The sequence below is a fragment of the Pseudoalteromonas sp. J010 genome, from assembly GCF_003934235.1.
GTDB classification, from domain to species: Bacteria; Pseudomonadota; Gammaproteobacteria; order Enterobacterales; family Alteromonadaceae; genus Pseudoalteromonas; species Pseudoalteromonas peptidolytica.
Map to the genome: position 1 here is coordinate 38,368 of NZ_RDBW01000015.1, position 24,456 is coordinate 62,823.

14 protein-coding genes are annotated in these 24,456 nt (G+C 42.8%); 10 read left to right on the forward strand and 4 right to left on the reverse strand.

Translation table 11 applies throughout. The features are described from left to right. Positions 1 to 166 precede the first annotated feature (166 nt). A complete protein-coding gene (locus EAG18_RS09785) occupies positions 167 to 658 on the forward strand; it encodes a hypothetical protein (protein WP_176032960.1) in 492 nt (163 codons plus the stop codon). A 51-nt stretch (positions 659 to 709) separates the two neighbouring features. Here EAG18_RS09785 and tyrR read toward each other — a convergent pair whose 3' ends face one another. Next, on the reverse strand, positions 710 to 2,266 hold the full coding sequence (gene tyrR / locus EAG18_RS09790; RefSeq protein ID WP_125252202.1) for a transcriptional regulator TyrR: 1,557 nt from the start codon (positions 2,264 to 2,266) through the stop codon (positions 710 to 712). Between the two features lie 288 nt (positions 2,267 to 2,554). Here tyrR and EAG18_RS09795 point away from each other — a divergent pair, with 288 nt between their 5' ends. From EAG18_RS09795 to EAG18_RS09825, 7 genes are read left to right on the forward strand one after another with little or no spacing between them, the layout of a single operon-like run. After that, complete coding sequence (locus EAG18_RS09795; protein ID WP_125252203.1) at positions 2,555 to 4,759, forward strand: CapA family protein; 2,205 nt, start codon at positions 2,555 to 2,557, stop codon at positions 4,757 to 4,759. Between the two features lie 14 nt (positions 4,760 to 4,773). Beyond that, positions 4,774 to 6,753, forward strand: coding sequence for a hypothetical protein (locus tag EAG18_RS09800; protein WP_125252204.1), 1,980 nt, complete (start codon positions 4,774 to 4,776; stop codon positions 6,751 to 6,753). After that, on the forward strand, positions 6,753 to 9,857 hold the full coding sequence (locus EAG18_RS09805) for a poly-gamma-glutamate biosynthesis protein PgsC/CapC (protein ID WP_125252205.1): 3,105 nt from the start codon (positions 6,753 to 6,755) through the stop codon (positions 9,855 to 9,857). Before EAG18_RS09800 ends, EAG18_RS09805 begins: the two co-directional genes overlap by 1 nt. Next, positions 9,844 to 12,099 (forward strand): hypothetical protein, encoded by a 2,256-nt coding sequence (locus EAG18_RS09810; protein WP_125252206.1) that lies wholly within the window; start codon positions 9,844 to 9,846, stop codon positions 12,097 to 12,099. The genes EAG18_RS09805 and EAG18_RS09810 overlap by 14 nt, the downstream gene beginning before the upstream one ends. Next, positions 12,086 to 12,835: a hypothetical protein gene (locus EAG18_RS09815; RefSeq protein ID WP_125252207.1), complete on the forward strand. Its 750-nt coding sequence runs from the start codon at positions 12,086 to 12,088 to the stop codon at positions 12,833 to 12,835. The genes EAG18_RS09810 and EAG18_RS09815 overlap by 14 nt, the downstream gene beginning before the upstream one ends. Beyond that, the gene (locus EAG18_RS09820) at positions 12,814 to 17,037 is read left to right on the forward strand and encodes a hypothetical protein (RefSeq protein ID WP_125252208.1); all 4,224 of its coding nucleotides are present in this window, start codon (positions 12,814 to 12,816) and stop codon (positions 17,035 to 17,037) included. Before EAG18_RS09815 ends, EAG18_RS09820 begins: the two co-directional genes overlap by 22 nt. Further along, complete coding sequence (locus tag EAG18_RS09825) at positions 17,027 to 21,091, forward strand: poly-gamma-glutamate synthase PgsB (RefSeq protein WP_125252209.1); 4,065 nt, start codon at positions 17,027 to 17,029, stop codon at positions 21,089 to 21,091. Before EAG18_RS09820 ends, EAG18_RS09825 begins: the two co-directional genes overlap by 11 nt. A 15-nt stretch (positions 21,092 to 21,106) precedes the next feature. Here EAG18_RS09825 and EAG18_RS09830 read toward each other — a convergent pair whose 3' ends face one another. Next, the gene (locus EAG18_RS09830) at positions 21,107 to 21,286 is read right to left on the reverse strand and encodes a hypothetical protein (RefSeq protein ID WP_125252210.1); all 180 of its coding nucleotides are present in this window, start codon (positions 21,284 to 21,286) and stop codon (positions 21,107 to 21,109) included. 59 nt (positions 21,287 to 21,345) lie between these two features. Here EAG18_RS09830 and EAG18_RS09835 point away from each other — a divergent pair, with 59 nt between their 5' ends. Continuing rightward, positions 21,346 to 22,497, forward strand: coding sequence for a nitronate monooxygenase (locus tag EAG18_RS09835; RefSeq protein WP_275557265.1), 1,152 nt, complete (start codon positions 21,346 to 21,348; stop codon positions 22,495 to 22,497). Between the two features lie 133 nt (positions 22,498 to 22,630). Beyond that, positions 22,631 to 23,647, forward strand: coding sequence for a CDP-glycerol glycerophosphotransferase family protein (locus EAG18_RS09840; RefSeq protein WP_125252212.1), 1,017 nt, complete (start codon positions 22,631 to 22,633; stop codon positions 23,645 to 23,647). A gap of 177 nt (positions 23,648 to 23,824) precedes the next feature. Here EAG18_RS09840 and EAG18_RS22160 read toward each other — a convergent pair whose 3' ends face one another. Both EAG18_RS22160 and EAG18_RS22165 read right to left on the reverse strand, forming a co-directional pair. Beyond that, positions 23,825 to 23,983: a hypothetical protein gene (locus EAG18_RS22160; RefSeq protein ID WP_167508223.1), complete on the reverse strand. Its 159-nt coding sequence runs from the start codon at positions 23,981 to 23,983 to the stop codon at positions 23,825 to 23,827. A gap of 270 nt (positions 23,984 to 24,253) precedes the next feature. Continuing rightward, on the reverse strand, positions 24,254 to 24,421 hold the full coding sequence (locus EAG18_RS22165) for a hypothetical protein (protein WP_185745582.1): 168 nt from the start codon (positions 24,419 to 24,421) through the stop codon (positions 24,254 to 24,256). Between the last annotated feature and the right edge of the window lie 35 nt (positions 24,422 to 24,456).

Here is a 24,456-nt window from a genome sequence, read left to right on the forward strand (position 1 = left end):
CTGCATTAATGTCCTCGATGTGAACTGTCTCCATCTTGCGATAACCATCCAAGTAAACTAGATTAACTAACCTGAGCTTTGTAAAAGTAAGGCATGCTTTCAATACGATGAGTTAGCCCATTTATTTTTCAGCCCTCAGGTAAAAAACAAAATAGGTGTGAAGCCCATGAACATATTTTCCCTCATTGTCAGCGCTGTAATCTTTACTTTTTCCAGCTTTTGCTACGCCGACTTCGACTTTAAAGGCGAAGGTACATTAACTTACCCTACCGGTGCAGATAAAGCATTTACGTTTGGTTTTGCTTGGAATAAACAAGCCGAAAAGTTTCGTATTGGTGCAAACCAATATGATATGTCGGAACTTCCGGAGTCTTACTCAGTTGCAATCACGCTGAGTAAAGACGACGCAAAAGTGTGGATCCAAGAGTTTAATCAGGGGTTTATCTCTGAATTTACGTGGCAAATTGCTGACCATCATATTGCATTAACGAAAAAGGAATTTAGTGGTACCGTAAAAGGCAACTATATACTCACAGTAAATGGCATTGATTACTTTTTTGCCAGAGATAACGTAAGTATCACGCTCACTTTTGATGAAGATGGGATAGAAGGTATTAAAGTTGATGGCGTTAACAAAGACATGGGCACAAAATCATAAAGGCTACTCCCTGTAGCCCTTATACTCGCTGTGTGCGTGCAGCTACTAATATTACACTTTTACCGTTTTTCTATTGATCCCGTATTCACGCAGCTTATTCGCAACAGCAGTATGGCTCAAACCCAATCGCTTCGCCAACTGCCTTGAGCTCGGATAAGCTGGATATAGCTTGCGTAATAATGTCGCTTCAAAGCGCTTAACGGCCTGATCAAGCGTCCCTTCAAAGTCTGATTCTAAATAGCCCAAGTCATGAGTAAAGGTAGGTAAATTCAAGTGTTCTGTACGCAGCTCTTTATCATCTAATAGCGAAACCGCGCGATAGATTGCGTTTTCTAATTGCCTAACATTACCAGGCCATGGGTATTGCTCTAGAAACTCGATACACTCTCTAGCAAAAGTAGGCGCTGGATGACCATTTTGCTGCGCGTATTTTTGCACAAAGTGCTCAGCCAGCGGAGCAATATCAGCCTTGCGATCTCTAAGCGGTGCAATCTCTAGCGTTAGCACATTAATTCGGTAGTAGAGATCTTCTCTGAATGCACCTTCTTGCACCATTGCTGGTAAATCTTTTTGGGTTGCAGCGATAATTCGCACATTCACTTTTACTTCATTTTCGTCGCCGACCTTACGGAAAGTACCGTCTTGCAAAAAGCGCAAAAGCTTAGTCTGCAATTGTGTAGACATCTCACCGACTTCATCAAGAAATACGGTACCACCATCTGCTTGCTCTAGTACCCCACGCTTTGGTGCCGCATTTTCTTCATAACCGGCGTAACCAAATAGCTCTGACTCCGCTACATCATCAGGTAATGAAGCACAAGATAGTGCAATAAAAGGCTTTAATGAACGATTTGAAGCATAGTGGCATGCTCGTGCCAAGAGCTCTTTACCTGTTCCTGTTTCTCCAGTAATGAGAATTGGTGCCTCTAGTTGAGCCATTTTTCTCGCTTCACGCACCACTCTGCGCATTGCTGTACTGTGATTGTGGATAGTGGCAAAACTCTCTTGGCCATAACGACGAAATGCACTCACTTGCTGACCAAGTCTAGACTGTGACTTAATATTGATCACCGCTCCAGCTAAAACGTCACCGTCTCCCCCTTGAGGCACAGAAATCGGCAAAATATCCGCAATAAAGTCTTCGCCGCCTACTTCTACACGGGTCGTTTGTCCTAACACTTCTTTGCCTTCTAACCAGCGGGTAAAATTAAAACCTTTCAAAAGATTGTTAATATTTGCGCCGATAACATCAGTCTCAACCATGTTTAGGTCGCGACAAGCAGCATCATTACAATGACGAACCCAACCTTTTGCGTCTATTGATATAACACCATCAGGCAAAGCACTGAGCAGTGTATTTAATTCATTATGTTCACGCTCAGAAGGCAAAAATGCCGTGGTGCGAACATCTTCTACACCATCAATCAAACGTATCTCTGGCATGATTTTTTGAAACTGTTCGAATTCTATCGGTGGAAAACTCACATACATCCGACAATTTACTGAATCGACTTCTATACCTTTTAAGTCAACACGGTAGCTTACCAAGATGTTGAGAATCTCTTGGGCGATACCAATTCGGTCAGCGCAATGTATCTCTAGACGCATTTGTTCCTCAAAACGGGTTTACACGGTTGACGGGATCATACTCTAAGAATAGCTAGTCGACTAGAAAAACGTAAAGAATATTGAACAGAATTTTAGAGGCTGCATCAAATTCTTGTCCTATACTAGTACGGTAAGGAAAAATTTGTTTTATAAGGTGTTTTTCCACATTTGTTAAACTCCTGATTTGGTGGCTTACATTTTCATCATAAGATTGCATCCGCTAAACAGTTACAGATACAATACTAAAGAATTGGATATTGTATCGTTTTTGAAAGCAGGCCGATAAAAATGAAAAAGATAATTGCGCTGATGTTACTCCTCACCCTTTCGGCTTGTTCAGTTGAAGACCCCAATGAAACGGGTCCCTCTGACACAGATAAAAACGAAGACCAAAGTCAACAAGACAGGGACAATGAAGCGACCAATCTAAGTGTTCAGATTCAAACTCGTGACGGTAACGCTGTCTCTGGCGCTACGCTTACCATTAACAACCTACAATTTACTTCTGCTGCAAACGGTACAATTGATCTTGCCACATTGCCTTTCGGTGCCTACGTAGCGACAATACAGCACCCAGACTATTTACCTTTGGTATTTACTTTTGCAAATCAACATAGTGACCCACAAACCATAGAGTTGCAGCTAAAGCCGTCTTCAGATTCTTTAAAAACGCTTTTATTCGCGGGTGACACAATGTTTGGCCGTCGCTACTTTAACCCTTCACTCATTACGATGGGCAATTCGTTGCCAAGCACCAGCGACGGACTTATCCAACCCCAAAGCGCCGGAGCTGATGCCCAAGCGCTAGTGAAATATATGCCTGCGCTGTTTAACAGTGTCGACTTTGCTTCGGTAAACCTTGAGTCACCCATTCTCCAAAATCCAACAACGGTTCACCCGAGTAAAGAGTTTGCATTTTTCAGTTTACCAGCCTCGTTAGTAGCTTTAAACGATCTTGGTATTGATTATGTCGCACTGGGTAATAATCACGTGTATGACTATCAAGCACAGGGACTTAGCGATACCATCCGCTATGTTGAGCAAGCAGGCTTAAGCCACAGTGGCGCAGGAAACGATACCGAGTCAGCCCTAGCGCCATACAGCTTAACGCTGGGGGAAACGACCATAGATTTTATCTCGGCCACCTCTATCACGGGCGATCAACATACCATCACTTACGTAGCCTCAGATCAAAAAGGGGGAGCCGCTGATCTAACCGACACCACAGCCATAAGAGAAAGCGTCAACCAAGCAAGCAATGACGGTCGCTTTGTTGTTGCTCAGCTGCATGGTGGAGATGAATACTCCTACGCCCCAACCGCTTATATTGCAAATCGCTTCGATGTAGTCTCGAACAGTGGTGCAAATTTAATGATAGCCCACCATCCACATGTCGCTCAGGGCTTCGGTTTATATAACGGGGTTCCTGCAATATTGGGGTTAGGCAACTTTGTATTTGAGCAAAACCGACTTGAAACCTTCTTAGGGCTAATCACTATTGTCGAACTTGAAACAGCAGGAGAACCAAAAATAGACGCAATAAAAGCCTATCCTGTGTATTTAGAAGACTATACTCCCAAGCTAGTTAGTGGCGATCTTGCAAATGCGCTACTCAAGCGTATTGCAGAGTTTTCTTCTCCTGACGTTGGTATCTCATTGCATTCAGGCTTTGCGGAAGTGAACTTTGATACCCCATCAATAGTAGAAACCACTCAGCAACGTGTTATTTCTGTAGCTGCAGGTGAGCACATTATTGACTTGCGCCAATATGCGCAAAGCTCAGAATATGTAAGTCGCATCGCACTAAATCAATCTCAGGCACAGCTAACTCTTGGTCGTGATTTACTCTTTTTCGGTGACTTTGAAGATTGGGATAACGACGCTGAAACAGGCGAAGTATCACGATGGCTTATCGAGTCTGACGATACTTATCCTTGTCTAGTTGGAAAATATCGTGGTGTTCAAGGCTTGTGTTTACAGCGAACACAATTCGATGAGACAGCAACACGAGTTCCTTTCAAACATACTATTCGTACTATGCCCATTACCCCTGCTCCAAGCACAGCTCAGGCCTATCATGAACTTACTTTATACGGCTATGCAAAGGGCAATAATGCAGGGAGATTTAATGCCGATATTCGTATTTTGACATCTGAGGACAGCCTACTATTTTCTGAGTCCACTCCTGAATTATTACCTGCTGGCACTTACGACTGGCAGGTATTTCAACAAGACATAACGCTTCCTGATGATTCAGTTACATTAGGCGATGAAAACTTGCCGGCAAGAGGCGTGCAATTTGGGTTGTCTATGACGCCACCTACAAGTGGCGAAAGTGCACTCTTTTTAGATGATGTCGCGATGATCTCTTGGCAACGCTCACTTTCTCTTACCAATAATCAATGGCAAAGCGGGGGTATTCATGGATTAGAGTTTATTAAAATAACGACCCCGTCTCCAACCGAATTGGTGCTTACTTTTAGTCAGCAGTAAAAGAGTAATTATACATGTCTATTTTCAGCCAAATAAGCTTTGTAAGACGCCAGCGCGAGTTTTGGCTATTTCTTGGTTTATTTGCATTTTTAGCATTGCTTTCATTTACTGGCGTCTACAAGCAGATCAATCTGTTTGGATTACAATGGTTTTCCAAATTTAATAAAACACAAGCCACAGAGATTGTTGTCATTGAGGCAAAAAACTTACAGCAGCAACATGAGTCACTAATCAATACTTTGTCTGCATATGACCCGAAAGGTATTGTGGTGTACTCCGATGTAGCTTTAGCACAAGACACAGGCAGTAAGCATGATGCTGTTTACTATCCTCTTAATAACCCAAACCTATGCTTACCAGAGACTCAAAACTGGTATGGCAGCGCGGTCAGTATTATCCCTCCACCACAGCCGTGTGATGTACTATGGGACGTGCTTTTTCCTGAGCATGGAACCTACCAAAACAAAATCATAGATTACTCTTTATCTTATTATTCCCTGCCAAAGTTTACCGCTGAACGAGTATTAAATGGTGATGTGTTTGCTTCTCAAGTTACTGATAAAGTTGTCTTAATTGCGCAATACTCTCCGTTTGCTTTACTTAACGCTCCTCGCACTTTTACTGATAAGGCACTTCCTCCAGTTTACCTGCAAGCTTTCATCGCCAACAACTTCGCTGCTAATAGTTTTATAAAACCGTTAGACAAAAGCATTGTTATCACTTTTGTATTCATAGCCACATTACTACTTCTAGTTTGGTATCAAAGAAATACAACGCTAATCAATGTGCTAATCGCAGCCTGTATGAGTGGGCTGCTACTGATCTTGGGGTTCGCTGCCCACTATTGGTATGCAGTCTTATTACCAATAGGCGAACTAATCACGCTAATATGGTCAACTCTATTGTGGGTTTTCATTTCATTGAAATGGTCGGAAGAAGAAAACCTGCAATCAATTATCACGTTGATCCAGCAGCGGATGTTAGGGCGCTACCTGCCGCGTCACTTTCTTGAACACCCAGAACCTTGGGATGGCATCATTCAGCTTGTAAACCAGCAACTAAATTTAGATAAAAGTATCTTTCTTACCCGCCTTGAAGGAGATCACCGTGTTTCGGAGGTACGTGCACTTAATTGTCAGCTAAGTGACATTGTCGAGATGCGACGTGATTACGAGCGAGTTCCCTATTCCGATGCAATAAAGGCGTCTGGTACGATTAAAATTACCCGGGTATTCTTTAAAGATCTGGCTGAAAATGAACAACAATATATCGCCCCTTTAATGTATGCAGGAGATATTAGAGGGTTTTGGGCGTTAACGGTAATACCTCAAAAACACTTTGACGAACAAGCCTTTATTAAAAATGTGAACCTGTTTGCTCATCAAATTGGTGAGCTGCTTTTTCACTATAAAGTATTTACGACCGAACGTAAAAATCAAAAAGGTATGCTGGCTCGCGCCTTAACGTTTTCACTTAAAGCACCATTGAGTCATAAAATCAAAGATGCAGTGAGCGAGATGGATCAAAAATTGACTTCGCTTGAGCATGTCTTTAACCAGCTACAAAGCGCCAGCATTTTATATAATTTGTTTGGTCAGATAGTGCAGGTAAACGAGTCTTTAGAGCAATTTGCTAGGCGTCATGGACTATCAGTTTTTGATATGTCTGCACTTGATCTATTGTGCTTTTGTACCTCAATGGATAACGAAGTGGCAAAAGGGAAATTACGCTATTTAACTTTGCAGCGCGGCAAGGTGGTGCTGCCCATTTATCTCGATAATCATACATACCTACTCTGTATCCGTACCCTTGTTAAAGGCTCTACAGGGCTTAATACAAGCGCTCCCTTCGAAACCAGTGGGGTTTTATTTGAATTTATTGACTTAGGGGAGTTGCTTCAGCAAGTCGATGATCGTACTGAGTTTGTAACCCAACTATCGCGACAATTTTCATCAGACGACCAAGTACAGTTTCTTAAGTGGGGTGAACAGTAGTGGACTGGTCACTCGCTCTATTTCCAAGCGCTGGTGGACTCGGTCAATCGGTTATCACCTGTGTGTGGATAGGCATAGCAGTGGTTGCCTTTTTTAATCTTAGGTTTGGCTTTCCATTAACGGGACTCGTAGTGCCGGGCTATTTGGTGCCGTTATTTATCGTCAGCCCTACTTCTGCTTGGGTAATTATTATTGAAGCCATTGTAGTATATGGGTTAATGCGGTTTTTTGCCAAAACCCTAGTTGAGCGCTTTGGCTACGCAGAAATGTTTGGCAGAGATAGGTTTTTTGCCATTGTACTCCTTAGCATTCTCGTACGTGTCAGTATGGATGTGCTTTTTTGGCCTCAAGTCGCAAGCTACTTTTTGCAGTGGGATATTACCTTTGACTATGCAGCTCAGCTATACAGCCTAGGCCTTATCATTATCGCATTGACAGCAAACGTTATGTGGAATGGCGGGTTTAGATATGGCATCAAAGTAACCGCAATCCAGCTTGTAGTCACTTATGTAGTCATCCGCTTTGGTCTTATGACCTTCACTAACTTTAGTATCGCAAACCTAGCAGTAATGTATGAAGCTGTTGCTGCTTCTATTATCGCCGCGCCTAAAGCCTATATTATATTGGTGATCACAGCCTTTATCGCTTCGCGTGCTAACCTAAAGTATGGCTGGGAATTTAATGGCATTATGCTGCCAGCTTTATTGGCTCTACAGCTCATGCAACCAACAAAACTACTCACTTCTTTTGCCGAAACAGCGATTATACTGACGCTTGGTTATTTCATTTTAAATTTCACGCGCTTAAAGCATGCTAATATTGAGGGCGCAAGGTTGATGCTACTCTTTTTCAACCTTGGTTTTTTCTACAAACTTTTTTTAAATTATGCCGTTGTCGCTTACTTTCCTAGCATCAAAGTAACAGATACTTTTGCTTTTGGTTATATGTTATCGACCTTGCTTGCGCTGAAAATCTACCAAAAAAATGCCTTAGGTTTGGTGTTGCGGGCAACATTTCAAACATCCATTGTCGGCGGTTTAATTGCGATTTGTATCGGCTTTGCCATTATGGTGATCCCAAGCTTATTTGTAAAAAGTGAACGCTCCGCGGTGGTCTCACAGATAGAAGATATTTCTTTGAATCAAGTAGTCAGTGACTACAAGAGTCAGCTTTATACTCAAAGTGCCACCGACATCAATGTCAGTCAGTACGTCACTGAGCAACAGAGAAATCAATTTAAACAGGCCATTATACTACTCAAAGAAAATAGCGAGTCATCTTTTGTAAAAGCGGCGGCTTTGTTACAACAGGCGGGTTTTTCACTACAACAAACCGCAGCGTTATTGGTAATAAAAGACACCCAGGAGAATTATAAAAGAGGTTTGTTTATCATTAACCTAGCAGCTAAGAAAAATCATATAATCAGCGTTCCTTACCCCACAACTGAACGCTTAGCAAGCGAAGCTGCACATCTTTTGTTTTCTTATTGGCAAAGTAGCGGCATGGCATTTGGTAATGCCAAGTCTATACAAAACAGTGATAACCAAAGCAAACAAAGTGAATTTTTCCACGACTTTTTTATTGCCATGTCATCGTCTGAAGTCATTCAACTGAGAGAAATTAACCGTCAGGTTAGTCAGATGATGCACAGCCACAAGTTAAAAGATAGTAAACAAATGTGGATTTTCAATACCGTACCAGCCTCGGTTCAACAATCAGAATTGGCCTCGCTATTGGGGATCCAGCAAAGCTATTTTGGTACTGCTGCGACCACGGTTCTGCCACATAAGCAGTTCCAAGGCGCAATGATTGAGGCCTATCTTAGCTCGGATAGCTATTCAACATTGCTTAGCGCTTATGGAATGCAAAATGCTGGTATAACGGAGGATGAGATTAAGACTATAGATACTCCCATCCATACACTCATCGATGAATTCTCACCTCATATTAGCGCCAAAGGCAGTGGAGCGTTCAGTCCTCTTAGTGATACCAGTGCTGCACTTTGGGAATACGAAGTGTTGAGGCCATTGTTTGCCATCACACAAAATCCAGATATCGTAGCCACACCTAACACTTTTAAAGTTAGGCTTAGCCAAATTAACCGCATTGCAAATTTACTCCAATACCAACTGGCGCTGATTGACAGTGCACAAGGGCAATTTGTCGTTATTTCACCACTTGAAAATAACCAAGCTTATGAATTAGGACAAGGAATTTATTTTATTGCTGTGCTCGCAAAACCCGCTCTGACAATTGCAGTGCCAAGACCCTTATTCGAGAGCAATACGCTTGGCTTTTCTACTCAACTATTTATTTCCACGCAGGCAAAGCTACTTGCTATCGCGGGCGCTCATCCATATACCAGTGTAGAGGCAAATGTGATGGCCGCTGATAATATCCGTTCGTTATTCAACGTAGTTTACCAAAGTGCCCAACGCTACTTCTATGAAAAACCATTGTTAAATTTACAGATCCGTAGTCATAGCGCGCCATCAAGCATTAGACCCTCAGCATTGGCTTTTCAATTTACAACACCTAATCCCATTCACAATGAAACACTCAGCCAGTTAAAACGCGCACTCAAAAAGCTGGGCGTGAACACACAAACTGTCATGGGTCAACGCGCCACAAGAGGGCTAGAGCTGGGAACCACTCCTCAATCTGGCTATCAACTGTTTGCCCCCAACAGCGAACTTGCTGCACTGTGGTTAGCATCAGACTTTAAGTCAAATTTTGCCGTCTCTGACGATGCGTTAGCACAGCGCTTGTTGGCAATATCACATTCTCCAACTCTCAAAAAGGTTGATTTGCTGACACTTTCTCCGACAGATTGGCATGACCCAGACGCCTTATTTATCGACGCCTTGCAAAGTGCCACAAAACAATACACGCATTCGCAGCACTTACCGGCTCTCAGTGCATTATGTGCTCGACAAAATACCTGCCAACTACATGCTTTTATTGCGCAGCGAAACACTGAGCTTGGCATTATGTTTACACGAGATGGATTGATATTGGCGCTCTACTTTCCAAGGCGAAACAAAGTCATAGATATCATCCGTTATAGCGCAGCAGTACAAGAGGGACGTTATGTATTGGATTAACCTTGCCTTACGTCTTTTGATTTTAATCGCGCTTCTGTTTGCAGCCATGTGGCAAGGGTTTAATGTTTATGTGTGGCTAAAATCCGCGGAGCCAACAAACACCTCAACGCTATTTAATATCCGCTCTAATGTGCACTGGCTAAATACTGATGCACCACTGACATTTTCCTTTTCACCTTCTCGTACTATGTCGGTAAGAGTGCTATCAAATGGTATATTTGAGTCCTCCCCAAGTGATGATACACCGGTAAATTATGCTATCGAATATCGCTTGTTGGATGCCCGAAATTCCTTGGTTTATCATGGGGTTTACCATCATGCAGCTAAGGTCGCTGCAAATGATGCAGAGCAACAAATTAAACAGCTCATAGAAAATAGAGAAGCCTTGGCGGTATCATCAGGGCAATCTTTTTACCTCAATAAGGAAGAGTTACAGCAAGCCAGTCGCGTTACGCTCAAATTAATTCCAGAGGATCCACAACTAAAGGGCGTGGTGGTTCGCGTCCATGCCCAAACTAGCAATAGCATAACTGATCCTGCAAAGGCATGGTTGAAAAGGCCAACAGAGTGGCGAGAACGCATGACTAATTACCATACCATTGGTGAAAATGCGCTAACCAATGAAGAAAGGTATAATTCCGTTATGCTGGATTGGCAAAAGCTAGCTCCACAAGGGGTGCCGAATATCGACTTTCGTGCAGACTTGCTCTATGAGTCGCTCCCCTACAACGTACTCAACCATGATTTCTCTGCACAGCAGAATCTAGATAACTTACACGTATCCGAAAAGATGAAATTGAGCTTTCGGGTTTTTGAAGGGGAAGCATACACAGTAGACAACTTTGAAGACGCAAAACTTGAATTAGAGTGGCATGACTTAAGACAAATAAGCGCGCCCAGCCAGCTCCACCCAACACTCACCACATCAGGTAAATTAAAGCTCAGCAATTTGCCCACAGGGCTGGTAACAATCAGTGCCAATGCGCCAACTAATGTACGTGTATTTAGTAATGACGTCGACCCAACACCTTTGCTACACAGCTATTATTATGACCTGCGAGCTGATTTACCAGTGTACTATTATGTCACCCCAAACAGTGAGATTGCTCTTGACTGGCGTGCCCCAGCGGGGACACAGATCACTCTTTACCTGTTACATAATGACAAAGAGGTGGGAAAATACGCATTTAACGCAGCGGCAGCCCTGTCTTTATACGACCGACTGATCACGCAGTCAACAGAGCGCTTACCTATCACACAAGAAGAGAAGCGCTATTTAACTCTTCCTAACAAAGTGAATAAAATTAGGGTAGAAGCAGACAATGCCATGGTGAAATTACAAACTCGTAGCCCTAGCTTCAATTATGTAAGACATCGCTGCGAAACCATTTGCAATCCGACCGACACGGCTTATCAAGGGGTTGATGCGTGGTTTAGTCAAAAAGCAGACAATCATTACCTCTTTCATTCTCACGAGCAGATCACCGCGGTGCGTTTATTTGAAGCACCTCCCGAGATCCCAAGCCCCTTGCCACAATACGCGACAAAAAATCTAGACCATATTTTGCCGGTTTCGGATATTGTCTTGGTGCCAATACAGCAAGCGTACTTTGACACCGATGTACCTAATAAAGAATTTGAATATCGAGCAGTAACACACTCAGAGCTCTATACTCTGGCGGATACAACCGGCTACCCCACCAGCGTCATTGTGAAACAAACAAGTAAACCTAAGCTATTTGAAGCGCCTTTACAAACGCTAAAGCTTGAACGGCAAGAAAGCTCAATACAAGCACTCTACATCAATAAAGGATCTCCTCGCACACTACGCAAGGTAAGAGTGTATAAGGTCGATAAGTCAGACCCGCTAAGGCTTGCTATTGGTGATGTTGATACTCGACCTTCGGCTTTTATCATCAAAGTCTTTAGTACTGGTTTTAGAGAAGAAATTAGAGTGAAAACCACACTAGATAGCACCAAACTTTCTATACCTAGCACTGAGTACACTATTACCAATAAACACTATGTTTTACATTCAGGTAATGATGCAAGCAGATTGTTTTTTAATCCCGAATATAGTGAATTAGTAGAGTACCCAAGTATAACTTTACCTTTGTTCAATGATATAAAGGAGCCGCACACACTGGCACTCTCCTTCTCTGATGATGTCTGGATAAGTGTAATAGAGGCGCACCTCCATCCAAACTCAACACTAAATTGGTGGCAGCATGAAACACATTAACATTTATTTTTTGATCTGTTTTTTATATATTTTACCTGCAAGCGCGGCCGTACCAAATAGTACAACGATGCAGCAGTGGCTTATTCAACCTAAAGCGCTCAATGGGTGGCAGCTGGTGCAGTCACGTGAACAGTTTCACTTAATGCCAAAGCAAAGCGGTGAGCAGCACGGTGAACTCTATTACGCACCACAACGTCTGCCATGTGTTGTATCTGTACCACACCGTTTTCATGATAAACATACTCTAGTCATCGGGCAGTCTCTATTTGAAAGCACGTGCCAATTGCTACTGGCGAATACCAAACATAGATACGACCGTGATGACACTCAACAATCAATGGATTATGCAAAACAGCACAATAACTTACACAGTGCCGCTATTGTTGCTTTCATGTTAGCCTCCAAAGACGCAAAGATATTTCAAATTCATGGATTTAGTAAAAAGAAACGTAAAACTGATGCCGGTCGAAGCAGTGACATTATACTCAGCCAAGGAAAACAAAATAATGCCGCGCTGTGGAACTTAAAGACCTGTTTAGCCAAAGAAGGTTATCGCGTGATGGTATATCCGCAAGAGGTTAAAGAGCTCGGTGGTACAAAAAATATTTTACATCAACTAGATCTGCCCAAATATAGCTTTATCCATATTGAACTAAGCTATCAAGTAAGAAAGCAATTAACTAAAAATAATCAACAGCTAGAGCAATTTAATTCATGCGTGCGATCACTTATCTAATCACTTTACTGCTCTTTGCCAAGCTCACCTTCGCAGAAGAAGTTGCTGTGCAAACTGGTGTACAGTGGATAGACTTGCAACGTATGGCACACCTTCAAGCAAGTGCTCAGCGTCATTTTGAGCCACAGCAAAGTCAATGGCTAGCCCTGCCCGCCCATGCTTGGCTCGTGATCAAGCCTGCGGCGCTTGACAACTTTCAATTTAGGATAGGCGAAACACCAAAGCTTCTGCGTCAAATTGATAAAACACAGTGGTTGTGTGTGGAACAGCGATGTCAACTTGGCAGTGCTCGGCAACATCGTTTAATTGAGGTGACTTATCATGGCCAGCAAGCACAATCATTGGCTCTTTGGCAAGGTAATGTACATCGTCATCGCGATCCCTTTAGGCGCGCCTTAGCATTGCCAGGTCTAGATACTAAGGTATTGAAAATCGCTCAGAGTACGCAGAGGTGGTATCACCTTGCACCAACCGACAAGACCACAGTCTTTTTTACGCAAGCTAAAAAGTTAAAAATAACAGTGCGAAAGGATCTCCATGAAGTAATCCAAAACGGTATCGTGACTGTGAAGGTAAATGGTAAAGTGATTAGTCGTATTTCTGTTTCAGATCTACATGCAGCTGAGTACTTACAACCAAAAGCAGGACTAGTTAACCAAGACTATATCGCAGTACCACAAGGCAGCTACTTAACTATAACAAGCTCTGTACCTGTCTACCTCAATGTAGTGCAAATGCACCGTGGGATATTTGATGACAATGCTGGGCAAAAACAACTAGAGACTCTTTTTAATCCGTACTGGAGCCAACAATTAGATAGTCAACTTCAGCGCTTGTATTTTAGCAATGACCGAACCGATGTTGAGACAGCAGCTACTGACTCAGTGCTAACAATTGCGAGAAAGCAAGCCATGAGGGGTATTACCTCTTCACTCAGCTTTGTCTCCCCAAGTAGTCCAAACAAACTCATCACCCAAGCAGCGAACGTCGCCGTCACGTTGGGTAGTCGTAGCGTAACCGATGATGTTAAATTGGTCACTGGAAGTCAACATATTGCCTATACGCAATCCTCAAGTACGCTCACTTATCATCTTGATGACATCCCTATCATCGACAATGCCGTCACCGTCTTTGTTCGTGCAACGCAGCAGCAGCAGTTGCTATTACACACAGAGCATGACCAGTACAGACTACACCTTTCACCAAGTGCGCATTTTCAACGCTTAACGCTCCCTATCCATCCGGCTTCAACATTCATAACCGTTCAAGGAAGCATACTAAAGCGTGACGTTGCACTTGCGGTAAATAGACTACAACCATTTCCTAAGTTTAACGCGATGACTCAAGAAGGCTTACGTAGTAGTGAGTTTATCAGTCGATTATTGACGCATAACAGGAACAATAGAGCTAACAGTTACAATCTCTCTTTGACAACTCTGAGACCACCAACGCTAAATCTAGGGCTAACTAGCGCTGCACAGTTTCATGCGACCAAATCACTTATTGAGCTGCGCATGCAGGCGAGCACATTACCGATACAGACATTGGCTAAAGTTAAACCCTTTCTTAATGGCTATAACGAACAAGTTACCCTGCTCGCATGGCAGCTTAATATTGATGTGTTGAGCCAATTGGCGCGCACTGGAAATGCTGAGTTACTATTAAAGTCACTGCTACTGAGCAATTCAGACATGCTAAAGAAATATGCTGCCAATACATTACTGACACACTACGTGGAAGCAACAGATTATATACAAGCAGCTGGGCTATGTGCGGGGTATAGCCCCTATATCACTGAGTATCAATGTGACAACATTGAATTAGATTACTTGATACAATCTGGCGCGCATCAAGAAGCGCTGTGGATGAGTCAGACAATGTCATTGGCACAACATCAAGTTCAGCTACTCGCTACACTTCAATCTAATCAGATTAGTTCACCGCAATATAGTTTAAGCCATCATGGTCAGCACCTTGCCCATACCATAGACAAACCAACGCAATTATATCGTGTAGATCGAGGTGAAGCGGTACAGTTAACAGCAAATACCCCCCTTACTTTGAAAGTAAGCGCACGCACAGCATTTCAGGGGCAACAATATAAAAATACGCAATGGCTATATTACCAGCAGGATAAAGCAATAAATCTACTGCCTGTCTATGCCGATATTCCTGCTAATATGCAGTTACAGTCTGACAATACTCGCTTGTCTATTGCCACACGACAGCAGATAAACTTAGCGGCGGGAGAAAGTATCCACTTATTTAGCAATAGTGAACTTTTCCTTGATATTCAGATAACACCACCATTGGCGGCAGCACCCCCTGTCGATAACCAAGCCGTGAAACTTATCAGTGATGCTCAATCCATTGTCAGTGCTGAATTTTCAGTAATAGAAGTCGCGGTAAACGCCCTATACCATTTAAGCCAACAAACGCTGAACAATGAGCAATATCACTCAGCGCTACAGCGCTTACACACAAGCTTAACTGACAATATCACGCATCAAGCATTATATGCTCGCCTGCTGCGCTATGGGCAGTGGCGTCCAGTCCAGCAATATACAAGTTACCTTGGGACTCAAAAAGTTAGCACTGAAGCCGACTTAGCAAAAAGTTATGCAGATCAAATCACAGCCCATCTCACACAAACCCCGCTTTCAGGGTTACAGCTTCGTGCAAATGAGCTACTGACCATTGACTTTACACAGTATCAACACTTGCAAACTCGCATCACATTGCGCTTTTCCGATGCGATGCAAGTCAGTACACCGCCCGCCCAAGTTGAACTTATTGGCCATGGCTCTGGCACGGTTTTAACGTTACAGGCCGGTGAGACTTTTACTCATGGTATTAAACCGGATGAAGCCAGAGCGAGTCACATACAATTACGCTGGCTAAACCCAATCTCTGGGCAGATGGTCGGGATCACTCCCCAGTATTACAGTGAAGGCCGCTGGCATGATATTGAATTAGATACTCGCCAAATTTTTTATCGCTCAGATAAACAGACACCTGTCACTGCAACGCTTTCGCAAGATAGCTTAATAAAAATCGAAAGCATGGAAAATGGAACGAGAAAAGAGGCCAATTACTTCCACCCTGCGGGGCAAGTAAGCCTCACCGCGACAGGTGCCGCTGCACTCGTGCGGATGTCAGTTTGGTCTTTAAGTCCCACACTATCACGCGTAAACTTAACTCCAACACCGGAGGTACATCTCAATACACAAGTGCGCCCTGATCTTAACGCGATGCTTACGCCATACCAAAATCCTCGCCTCGAAATGGATGAAAGCCAAATGGGTATCGCCGGATTTTTAGTATTTGATAGTGATGACATCGTCCAAACAACAGAGCCAACCCCCAACCGCATCACCTTAGATCTCGGCCTTTCGCTGAGGCTTAAAGAGGAAAATAATTGGTATCGACTAGACACGTTTTATACCTTAGATAATCATCATCAAGATACATTTTCAATCAATGGCAAATATGACTGGCTATCGCAGTACACTAATTGGTTTGCTGAGGTTCAATTACGTAATCGCTGGCAAAACTCCACAGCGTTAAGCGACAGTCACCTCACATCTCGTTTATCTAGCAAACTGGGACAAATACATCGCTATAACTCGGGATTTAGAAGCATTTGGTGGTGGCAGCCTTTCTATACTTACACCAGTATCAACAAAGATGAGTTTATAGCCGATGCGCAAATTAGCCCTGATATGTATACCTTCTACCGCAACAACCACCGGCACGGTTGGCAAGCACATGCAGGGCTACGCTATCAACCTTGGGTCGATAGTTATATTGACTCCAGTGCGACTTTGACATCTAATCAAGACTGGCAAACCTTTGATAATATGTTACTTTCAATTAATTGGAATCAATATCATGAAGGCCATATTTTCCGTTTAGGTCTGACATCAAGATACGTATTTGCGGATCAACACCGTCCAAACCCGACTTGGCAGTACTTGACCCAGGTAGGTTGGCAAACGGGTTTTGACTTTAGCACACATACCGCAGGCTGGCTCAGCCTTACATGGACACAAGATTGGTTTAACAACACTCACCAAATTGGTTTTCAAGTCCATTTGGGCAATCTACAACAAACAGGGTTCGCGCCATACGCGCATGATGAAATCGTCTTTGAGTCGTTGCAGCTAGGCCATTTATTAGAGCAAGATTTACATGACCAGTAATGTGTTAAAAAATCAATTAGAGTCCTTATTTTTTGCCGAAACTGAACAGTTTTGGCTTAATTTGTACCAACATAAGTATAATGCTTTAATTGATGAGTTATGTGCATGGGAGCTACTCTATAATCGTCCCGAAAGCGAAGATGAAACCGATTGGCTCGTCCTGCAATCCATTGCCTTTTTGAGGCATAAGATTGAGACACTACACGAGCAAATATTGCAGCTAGATGTCTCCCATACCAGCTTTGTACAAAGGATCGCTAAATCCGAATTTGCAGCGGAAAAAGCCCTCCACATTTTAGCGTATGCCAAAGAGCTAGGTGCCACTAAGTCAATGCTAGCACAAGATAAAAAAGCATTTTCACGTTGGTTTGATGAAGGTGCTGTCGTGGCTCGTTATGAGCATCAAGTAGCGACAATGGGGCAACAAATTAAGTTTCTAATCGCCAAGCTTGGAACGCTGACAAACCGTTATCTACAAACGCACCAGACAAACCTAGAAAGCGCTTGGCAGCGATTAGATTTGCAACCATTTTGTTTAACCTTATTAGCCAACAGCCAAAGTCAGCATATTCGCCACGGCTTAATCCGAGCGTTGGTAAATATGGTCGCGACGCTCAACAAACTAGAGGGCGACCCTGAACTAGATGGTGAGCTGATAGCCAAGCTCATTGAGTTTCTTGAAGCTGACAACATGCCATATCAAGCCGTCGTTGACATTCTTGAACTACTCATTCATCAGCGCCCAACATTTAGCCGTGCATATATGTGGTCAATGTTAGCCGAAGCCAACGAAGTCGACTCTCCGTCAAAAATCGATGCTGAATTACTCTACATAGTAAGTACCTTTGCAAAAATACTTGTGAGCCAGAGCACCCTCACTGAGCAAGACCTTAAGATTCTCACAGCACTGAGCAAACACGTATTACCTCGAGTGCGTCAGGTCACTATTGAGTATGTGGAGTTTTACCCTCACACGTTTGCAAAGTCACTATTGAAGGAGCGGTTCGAGCAAGAAACTGAAAACGCAGTGCGATTTACACTAATCAAGCAGCTGTCTGCTGATAGGTTCTGTCAGGATGATTTTTCATTTGACTGGTGGCAGCGAACGTTAATGAGTAAGCAACCATTACCCTTAAAGCGTTTGGCTCTTGAGCAAAGTGCGAGGATCATGCTGAATATGCAGCTTGGTGAGTCAGAACCACAAGCTTGCTTTAAGCGCTTTATAGACACGCTCAACGCTTGTTTAGCCTCTGAAGAAAATATCGCAGTGTGTCGGTATATCACAAGAGCTAGGGAGCAATTGAGTAGCTTTTACCATCAGGCGCTAGTTGCTCAGCTCAACGCTTCTCTTGAAGCGAATGAGCAAAGCGATACATTAATTACCTGCTCCCAGGATGAATTAGGTCGGGCGCTTTCTTATCTCGCTCAGCATGGCCAGAGTCTCAACGCCAACCGCACAAAAACCGGATGGCGGATCCAACAGGGTTATAAGCAGGTGCGTCGATTGTGGCGTATTCTTCATGAGATCAGACACCCAAGCACAGATAAAAGGCAAAGCCACTCACATACCAAGGCCAAAAACCCCAGTGTCTATGTTCATGTACCCAGTTGTACCACTGCTGAAATCAGTGAAACCAAAGTGCCTGGAGAGCTTTTGTTTAATATCACAGAGCAATCGAGTCGCCCTCACTTACCACTGTTAGACTTTATGCTCAGCGTACTGATTAACGATCATCACAAACAGGCCGCTAAAACTTACACGCCAGATGGCATTCTATCGGTGTTACCGCCGCCAACACTATGGCAACGTCTCAAAGCTTATTGGGTCATTTCATGGCAGTTTTCTGAATTTGATCAACTGCGTAAAGGCAATGAGCTTGAACAGCAGAAGTACCTCGAAACACTCGAGCAATTGGGATTTACCATGCAATTTACTGGCTATGGAGATATAGCTGAGACACAGTTTCCAGTTCCTAAAGATATTCACCGTCTCTACAATCGAACCAATATCACCTCTGTTTTTCTGACAATATGGAGTAGTTTCAAAGAATACATGGATGCCATTTACCAAAATAGCATCTCTCAACTGGTATTTTTTGTGCTGGCATTTATCAGCTATTTTTGGACGCGACACATTGTCGCAAGCCAAAAAATCAAGCGTAATAGAAGACATATTCCGGTATCAATCGGTGGCTGGGGTACTCGAGGAAAATCAGGTACAGAACGCCTTAAATCGGCACTTTTTAGCAGTATGGCGCTTAAAGTTGTCAGTAAAACAACTGGCTGTGAAGCCATGCTCATCTATTCCAAAATATCTGGTGAGCAATATGAAATCCCACTCTTTCGACCTTTTGATAAAGCCAGTATTTGGGAGCAAGCCGATGTGCTGCACTTTGCCAAACAAGTCAAAGCAGACATTTTCTTATGGGAATGTATGGGATTAACACCGAGATACGTAAAAATTCTTGTGCGATGGATGAAAGACAATTTTGCCACCATTACCAATGCTTACCCAGATCATGAGGATATTTTGGGACCAACTGGACTAGATGTGGCCAAAGAAATGTCGGCATTTCTTGGCTACAATACCCAAGTTTTTACCTCTGAGCAGAACATGGCGTCAGTGCTCAATTTGGCGGCTGAACAAAAGAATACCTCTTTGATCCAAAACCACTGGGGGGATGGCTACCAAATCACCGCCGATATTCTTGCAAAATATCCCTATGTTGAACATCCTGACAACATCGCGTTGGTTTGTAAAATGGCGCAGTACATTGGCATCAATAAGGATTATGTGTACAAAGAAACCGCATCACGAGTTATTCCTGATGTGGGAGTATTACAACAGTTTACTCCCGCAAAATATGGCCACGTTAGCCAGACCTTTATTAATAGTATGTCGGCGAATGAAAAACTGGCAACCATCGAAAATTGGAAACGCTTAAATATTGTAGAACAAGGAAAAAACGGCCAAGTTATTGCCCTTATCAACAATAGAAACGATAGGGTTGCTCGCTCTCAGGTGTTTGCAAATATTCTTGCCAATGACTTACACTTTGATCAGATTGTCATTATCGGTACAAATATTGATGGCTTCTTTAAATACTTTCTGACCGCGCTAGAAAATCTGTTAGAAAACATTTTTGTCAATAATGATAAACAAGCTCTGTATGCCCTACTTACACGTTTCAACCTCATCCAATCGCCACAAACGTTAAGTGATTTAATTGAAAAGTTTGCCCCCAAGTGCAGTGACATATCACCCTCTGAGATTTCCGCTTTGAAGGCCAAGTTAGACTTAGAAACGCAGAATCATTATTTGCTGTTTAAGAAGGTTGAAGCAAACGAGTTGGCCCAGTCGCTCTTAGCATGTGAAGATCTCACCACACAAAAACCGCTTGCCCATGACATCGCGCAGCAATTAGCAACCCGCAAATGTACTTTAGTTCAGAACAGTGATATTAAACCAGATAGCTTGAACCAAATCATTGCTCAACTCGCCTTACCTCAAACACACCAAATTATCGTTGGTATGCAAAATATTAAAGGGGCGGGTTTGGGGTATGTATACATGTGGCAAAAATGGCATCTGTTCCATCAGCATTGTGAGCGCTTAACTCACCATAATATTACTCAAGCCGAATTTAGACATGGACTGAGTCGAATTTTACTGCAAGAGGAGCTGAGCGTGCTTGAGTGCCAGTACTTAGCGGAACATGTGGACATTCTGGCAAATCTACCAAATGCGCAAAGTGAATATAGCCAAGCCGAATTGAGTCAAATAAAAAGCAAACTTGCACAACAGCAATTGCGTCTTGAAGAGCATAATGATACTCGTGAGCGCTCTGCAATATCACACTTTTTAAGTAAGCTTCTTGAATCGTTTTTAGATGCAGGTGCAGCAGTCAAACGAAAAAAAATTGCAGTGCAGATCTACAAAGATATTGCAGACTTTCGGATCACCATTGAAAAAGCGACTACTATTTTAAATGAGCTCAATCGCTCACAAAAGCCTGGCTGGCTAAAGCTACAAAACATCAAGCGTCGTAAATAGCGGTATTACAAAAGATTACTCAACCAGCAGCATATATATAAACTTGATGACCAAGGTTACCATCAATAGCGGAAATACATATTTGCTGTATTTCTGCATTTTATCTAGCCCCATACGTTGCTGATACTTCTCTAATAAAGGCACTAAAATCACTAAGGCTACGATTAAACACACTAATAGTACTATAACGTTCATCACCCCTCCGAGCCAAAAATTAACCATAAAAACGCAAAGTATTCAGGCACTATAACAGTATTACTCCTCAAAGTTTCAACAAGAGAGTATCTGTATGTTCACTTTACAGCAAATTCCAGCTATGCTCACCAACACATCAGACCAGTAGAATAAGAAAAATGAAAACCGCTATTACCGAATTATTTGCCATTGAAAAACCCATTATATTACCAGGAATGAGCTGGATTTCAGTACCCGAATTAGTTGCGGCAGTAAGTAATGCTGGTGGCTTAGGCATTCTGGCGACGGGCCCTCTCAGTCAAGACGAAACGCGTCAAGCTATCAAGAAAATACGCACACTCACCGATAAACCATTTGGTATTGGTGTTACCTTAATGATGCCCGGAGCAAAAGAAAACGCAAAAATCGCGCTCGAAGAACAAGTGCCTGTTATTAACTTTTCTCTCGGTAAAGGAGACTGGATAGTGCAAGCTGCTAAGCAGTATGGAGGGAAAGTTATTGCCACTGTGGTAACCCAAAAGCATGCTCTTGCGGCACAAAAATCTGGGGTGGATGCCTTGCTTGTGACGGGACACGAAGCAGCAGCACATGGTGGTGCTGTGACTTCTCTGTGTCTTGTACCAAGTATCGTCGATATTGTTGATATTCCTGTTATCGCTGCTGGTGGATTTGCTGATGGCAGAGGCTTAGTCGCTGCACTGGCTTTGGGTGCAAGTGGTGTAGCAATGGGCTCCCGCTTCGCAACATCCAAAGAAAGTCCGTTACACCAACATGTTAAAAATACAGTTGTGGAAAAAGATGTAGAGCAAACAATTTACTCAAAAAACTTTGATGGATTGTACGCTCGAGTAATGAAAACGCCCATGGCAGAAAAGGCAACGCGTCGCCCTATGCACTTTCTCGTCGCAGTAATGAAGTCATTTAAAGCAGCAAAAATGGTCGACATGCCACTTTGGAAACTCCTCTTAGGTTTACTGTCTCAGTTCGACAAAATCAAATTGCTTTCGCTGTTTGGCGCGGCCACAGAAAAGCTTGAAGCAGCAACAATCCATGGTGACTTAGAGCACGGCGTGCAATTCATTGGTCAATCTCAAGGTCTAATACGAGAGATTGAGTCGGTACAGATACTCATGGATAAAATTATGCTAGAAGCAGCTCAAGTAGGGTTAGAAACACACCAGCGTTTTACAAGGACACCCGAGGTAAAGTAAGACCAAAGTCGAGCGTGAATATAACGCGACTTCAAGTACAGTGGCTCTGTCAAAACTTTGTAATAAAGTGATAAAAACGGTATCATCAGCGGCGAAACTGCCTTAATCAATTGATCTTTTAAAGTGACTTCCGATGCCTAAACACTACCTTTTTTATGTTGAACAGCCATATAGCTTTGCTATCTTGAGACCACTACAAGATGCGATCCGAGCAAATGGTGCAATCGTGAAGTGGTTTTTAAAAGGCCAAGAAGTGGCATCAAGTTCACTGCGTGATGATGAGCTTGAGCTCACTACTGTAGAAGCTGTAAAAGCGTTTAATCCAAGGGCGGTGTTTGTACCAGGCAACGTTGTACCTGACTTTTTCCCAGGGGCAAAAGTACAAGTCTTCCATGGTTTGGAGTACAAAAAGAAAGGGCATTTTGGGATCCGGGGCTTTTTTGATTTATATTGCACCCATGGTCCACTAACGACCAAACCGTTTGAAGCATTAGCAAAAAAACATGGCTACTTTTCTGTCATCGAAACCGGCTGGCCAAAACTTGACCCGTATTTTGATTACACCAAGTGTCATAACGAAAAGCCAGTGTTACTTTACGCGCCAACATTCTCACCAAATTTGAGCTCGTTAGAGGCACTATACGAACAGGTTAAGCTGCTTGCCAAATCTGGTGACTACAAAATCCAACTCAAGTTTCACCCAAAAACAAAAACGCAATGGCAAGAGTTATATGCCCAACTTGAAGCCATCGATGATTTTGAAATAGCGGGTGATGATAACTTGATCCCACTTATCCAACAGGCAGATGTAGTAATTTCAGATACCTCAAGTGCGGTTGATGAATCTTTGTTAATAGGCAAACCTGTGATCACCTTTAACAATCATCAACCTCAAGACGCACTGATCAATATCACTGATCCACAGCAACTACCCGCAGCGGTAAAGCAAGCACTAACCCTTTCAGACACGCAAAAGGCGCGGATCGAACAATATATCTTACAAGTTCATCCTTATCGTGACGGGCAAAGTGCTAATCGTGTGCTTGCAGCTACAGAAGCGGTTATTGATACAGGCTTAAAACGCAAACCCTTGAATTTGCTTAGACGTTATAAAATACGTAAATCCTTAAATTATATGAAAATGAGTTAATCAAAGCGCTGAATAAGGAATCGGCTGGATATTGAGAGAAATTCAACCCACTTTGCGGCTGAAACTGGCTGCTAGAAAGATATTAGTTATCTACAGCTCAGGTTAATGAGGTATTCACCTTTATTTTTACCATCAAAAAAGCTCACAAAGTGAGCTTTTTATTTTAAAAGCGAGCTATTAGCACTCACATTGCCAATATCTATTGCCTGTTTCAGACATTGGCGGGCGACAACGAAAACCACTCACACCACCTGCAACATTAGGGGTTTGCTGTTGTGGTAAATCCTGCTGTTTGTCTAATTGTTTTAACGCTGTTTTTTTAAATTTAAGTTTCATTTTCTTGTCCTTGATTTGTTATTTAAATTAATTGTGTTAGTGATTAAAAGATCTAATACCAATCATCTTAATTAAATGATCTATTTTGAGGCGAGGGGATCTTGTCGATAACACCGCTTCCGCGTCCTGCTCACGCCGAGGTACCTACGTCCTGTAGGCAAGGCAAAAATTTTGCTATTTAGTTGTGCCAAATAGGATATTTTTACCGCAGTTAGCGTCAGATTTACACCTTCAAATTGAGCAAGTACTAAGACTAATTAGTATTACTCGCTAACAACGGCAATGGGCAAAATCACCCGTTAATGTTTCTGTTAAACGGCACGGGATCCTCGTATTTGGCTCAGCTCCCCCACCAACATTAGGGGTTTGCTGCAAGGGCAGTGCTTGCTGCTTTTCGTTAAGCTGCTTCAGCGATGATTTTTTTAATTTTAACTGCATAATCATTTCCTTGAAATAAGAGTTTAGTGTTTTGA

Excerpts from the sequence above, each read along its gene's own strand:
- EAG18_RS09785 (WP_176032960.1), top strand. The coding sequence starts at position 167 with ATGAACATATTTTCCCTCATTGTCAGCGCTGTAATCTTTACTTTTTCC.
- tyrR (WP_125252202.1), bottom strand. The coding sequence starts at position 2,266 with ATGCGTCTAGAGATACATTGCGCTGACCGAATTGGTATCGCCCAAGAG.
- EAG18_RS09795 (WP_125252203.1), top strand. The coding sequence starts at position 2,555 with ATGAAAAAGATAATTGCGCTGATGTTACTCCTCACCCTTTCGGCTTGT.
- EAG18_RS09800 (WP_125252204.1), top strand. The coding sequence starts at position 4,774 with ATGTCTATTTTCAGCCAAATAAGCTTTGTAAGACGCCAGCGCGAGTTT.
- EAG18_RS09810 (WP_125252206.1), top strand. The coding sequence starts at position 9,844 with ATGTATTGGATTAACCTTGCCTTACGTCTTTTGATTTTAATCGCGCTT.
- EAG18_RS09815 (WP_125252207.1), top strand. The coding sequence starts at position 12,086 with ATGAAACACATTAACATTTATTTTTTGATCTGTTTTTTATATATTTTA.
- EAG18_RS09820 (WP_125252208.1), top strand. The coding sequence starts at position 12,814 with ATGCGTGCGATCACTTATCTAATCACTTTACTGCTCTTTGCCAAGCTC.
- EAG18_RS09825 (WP_125252209.1), top strand. The coding sequence starts at position 17,027 with ATGACCAGTAATGTGTTAAAAAATCAATTAGAGTCCTTATTTTTTGCC.
- EAG18_RS09830 (WP_125252210.1), bottom strand. The coding sequence starts at position 21,286 with ATGAACGTTATAGTACTATTAGTGTGTTTAATCGTAGCCTTAGTGATT.
- EAG18_RS09840 (WP_125252212.1), top strand. The coding sequence starts at position 22,631 with ATGCCTAAACACTACCTTTTTTATGTTGAACAGCCATATAGCTTTGCT.
- EAG18_RS22160 (WP_167508223.1), bottom strand. The coding sequence starts at position 23,983 with ATGAAACTTAAATTTAAAAAAACAGCGTTAAAACAATTAGACAAACAG.
- EAG18_RS22165 (WP_185745582.1), bottom strand. The coding sequence starts at position 24,421 with ATGCAGTTAAAATTAAAAAAATCATCGCTGAAGCAGCTTAACGAAAAG.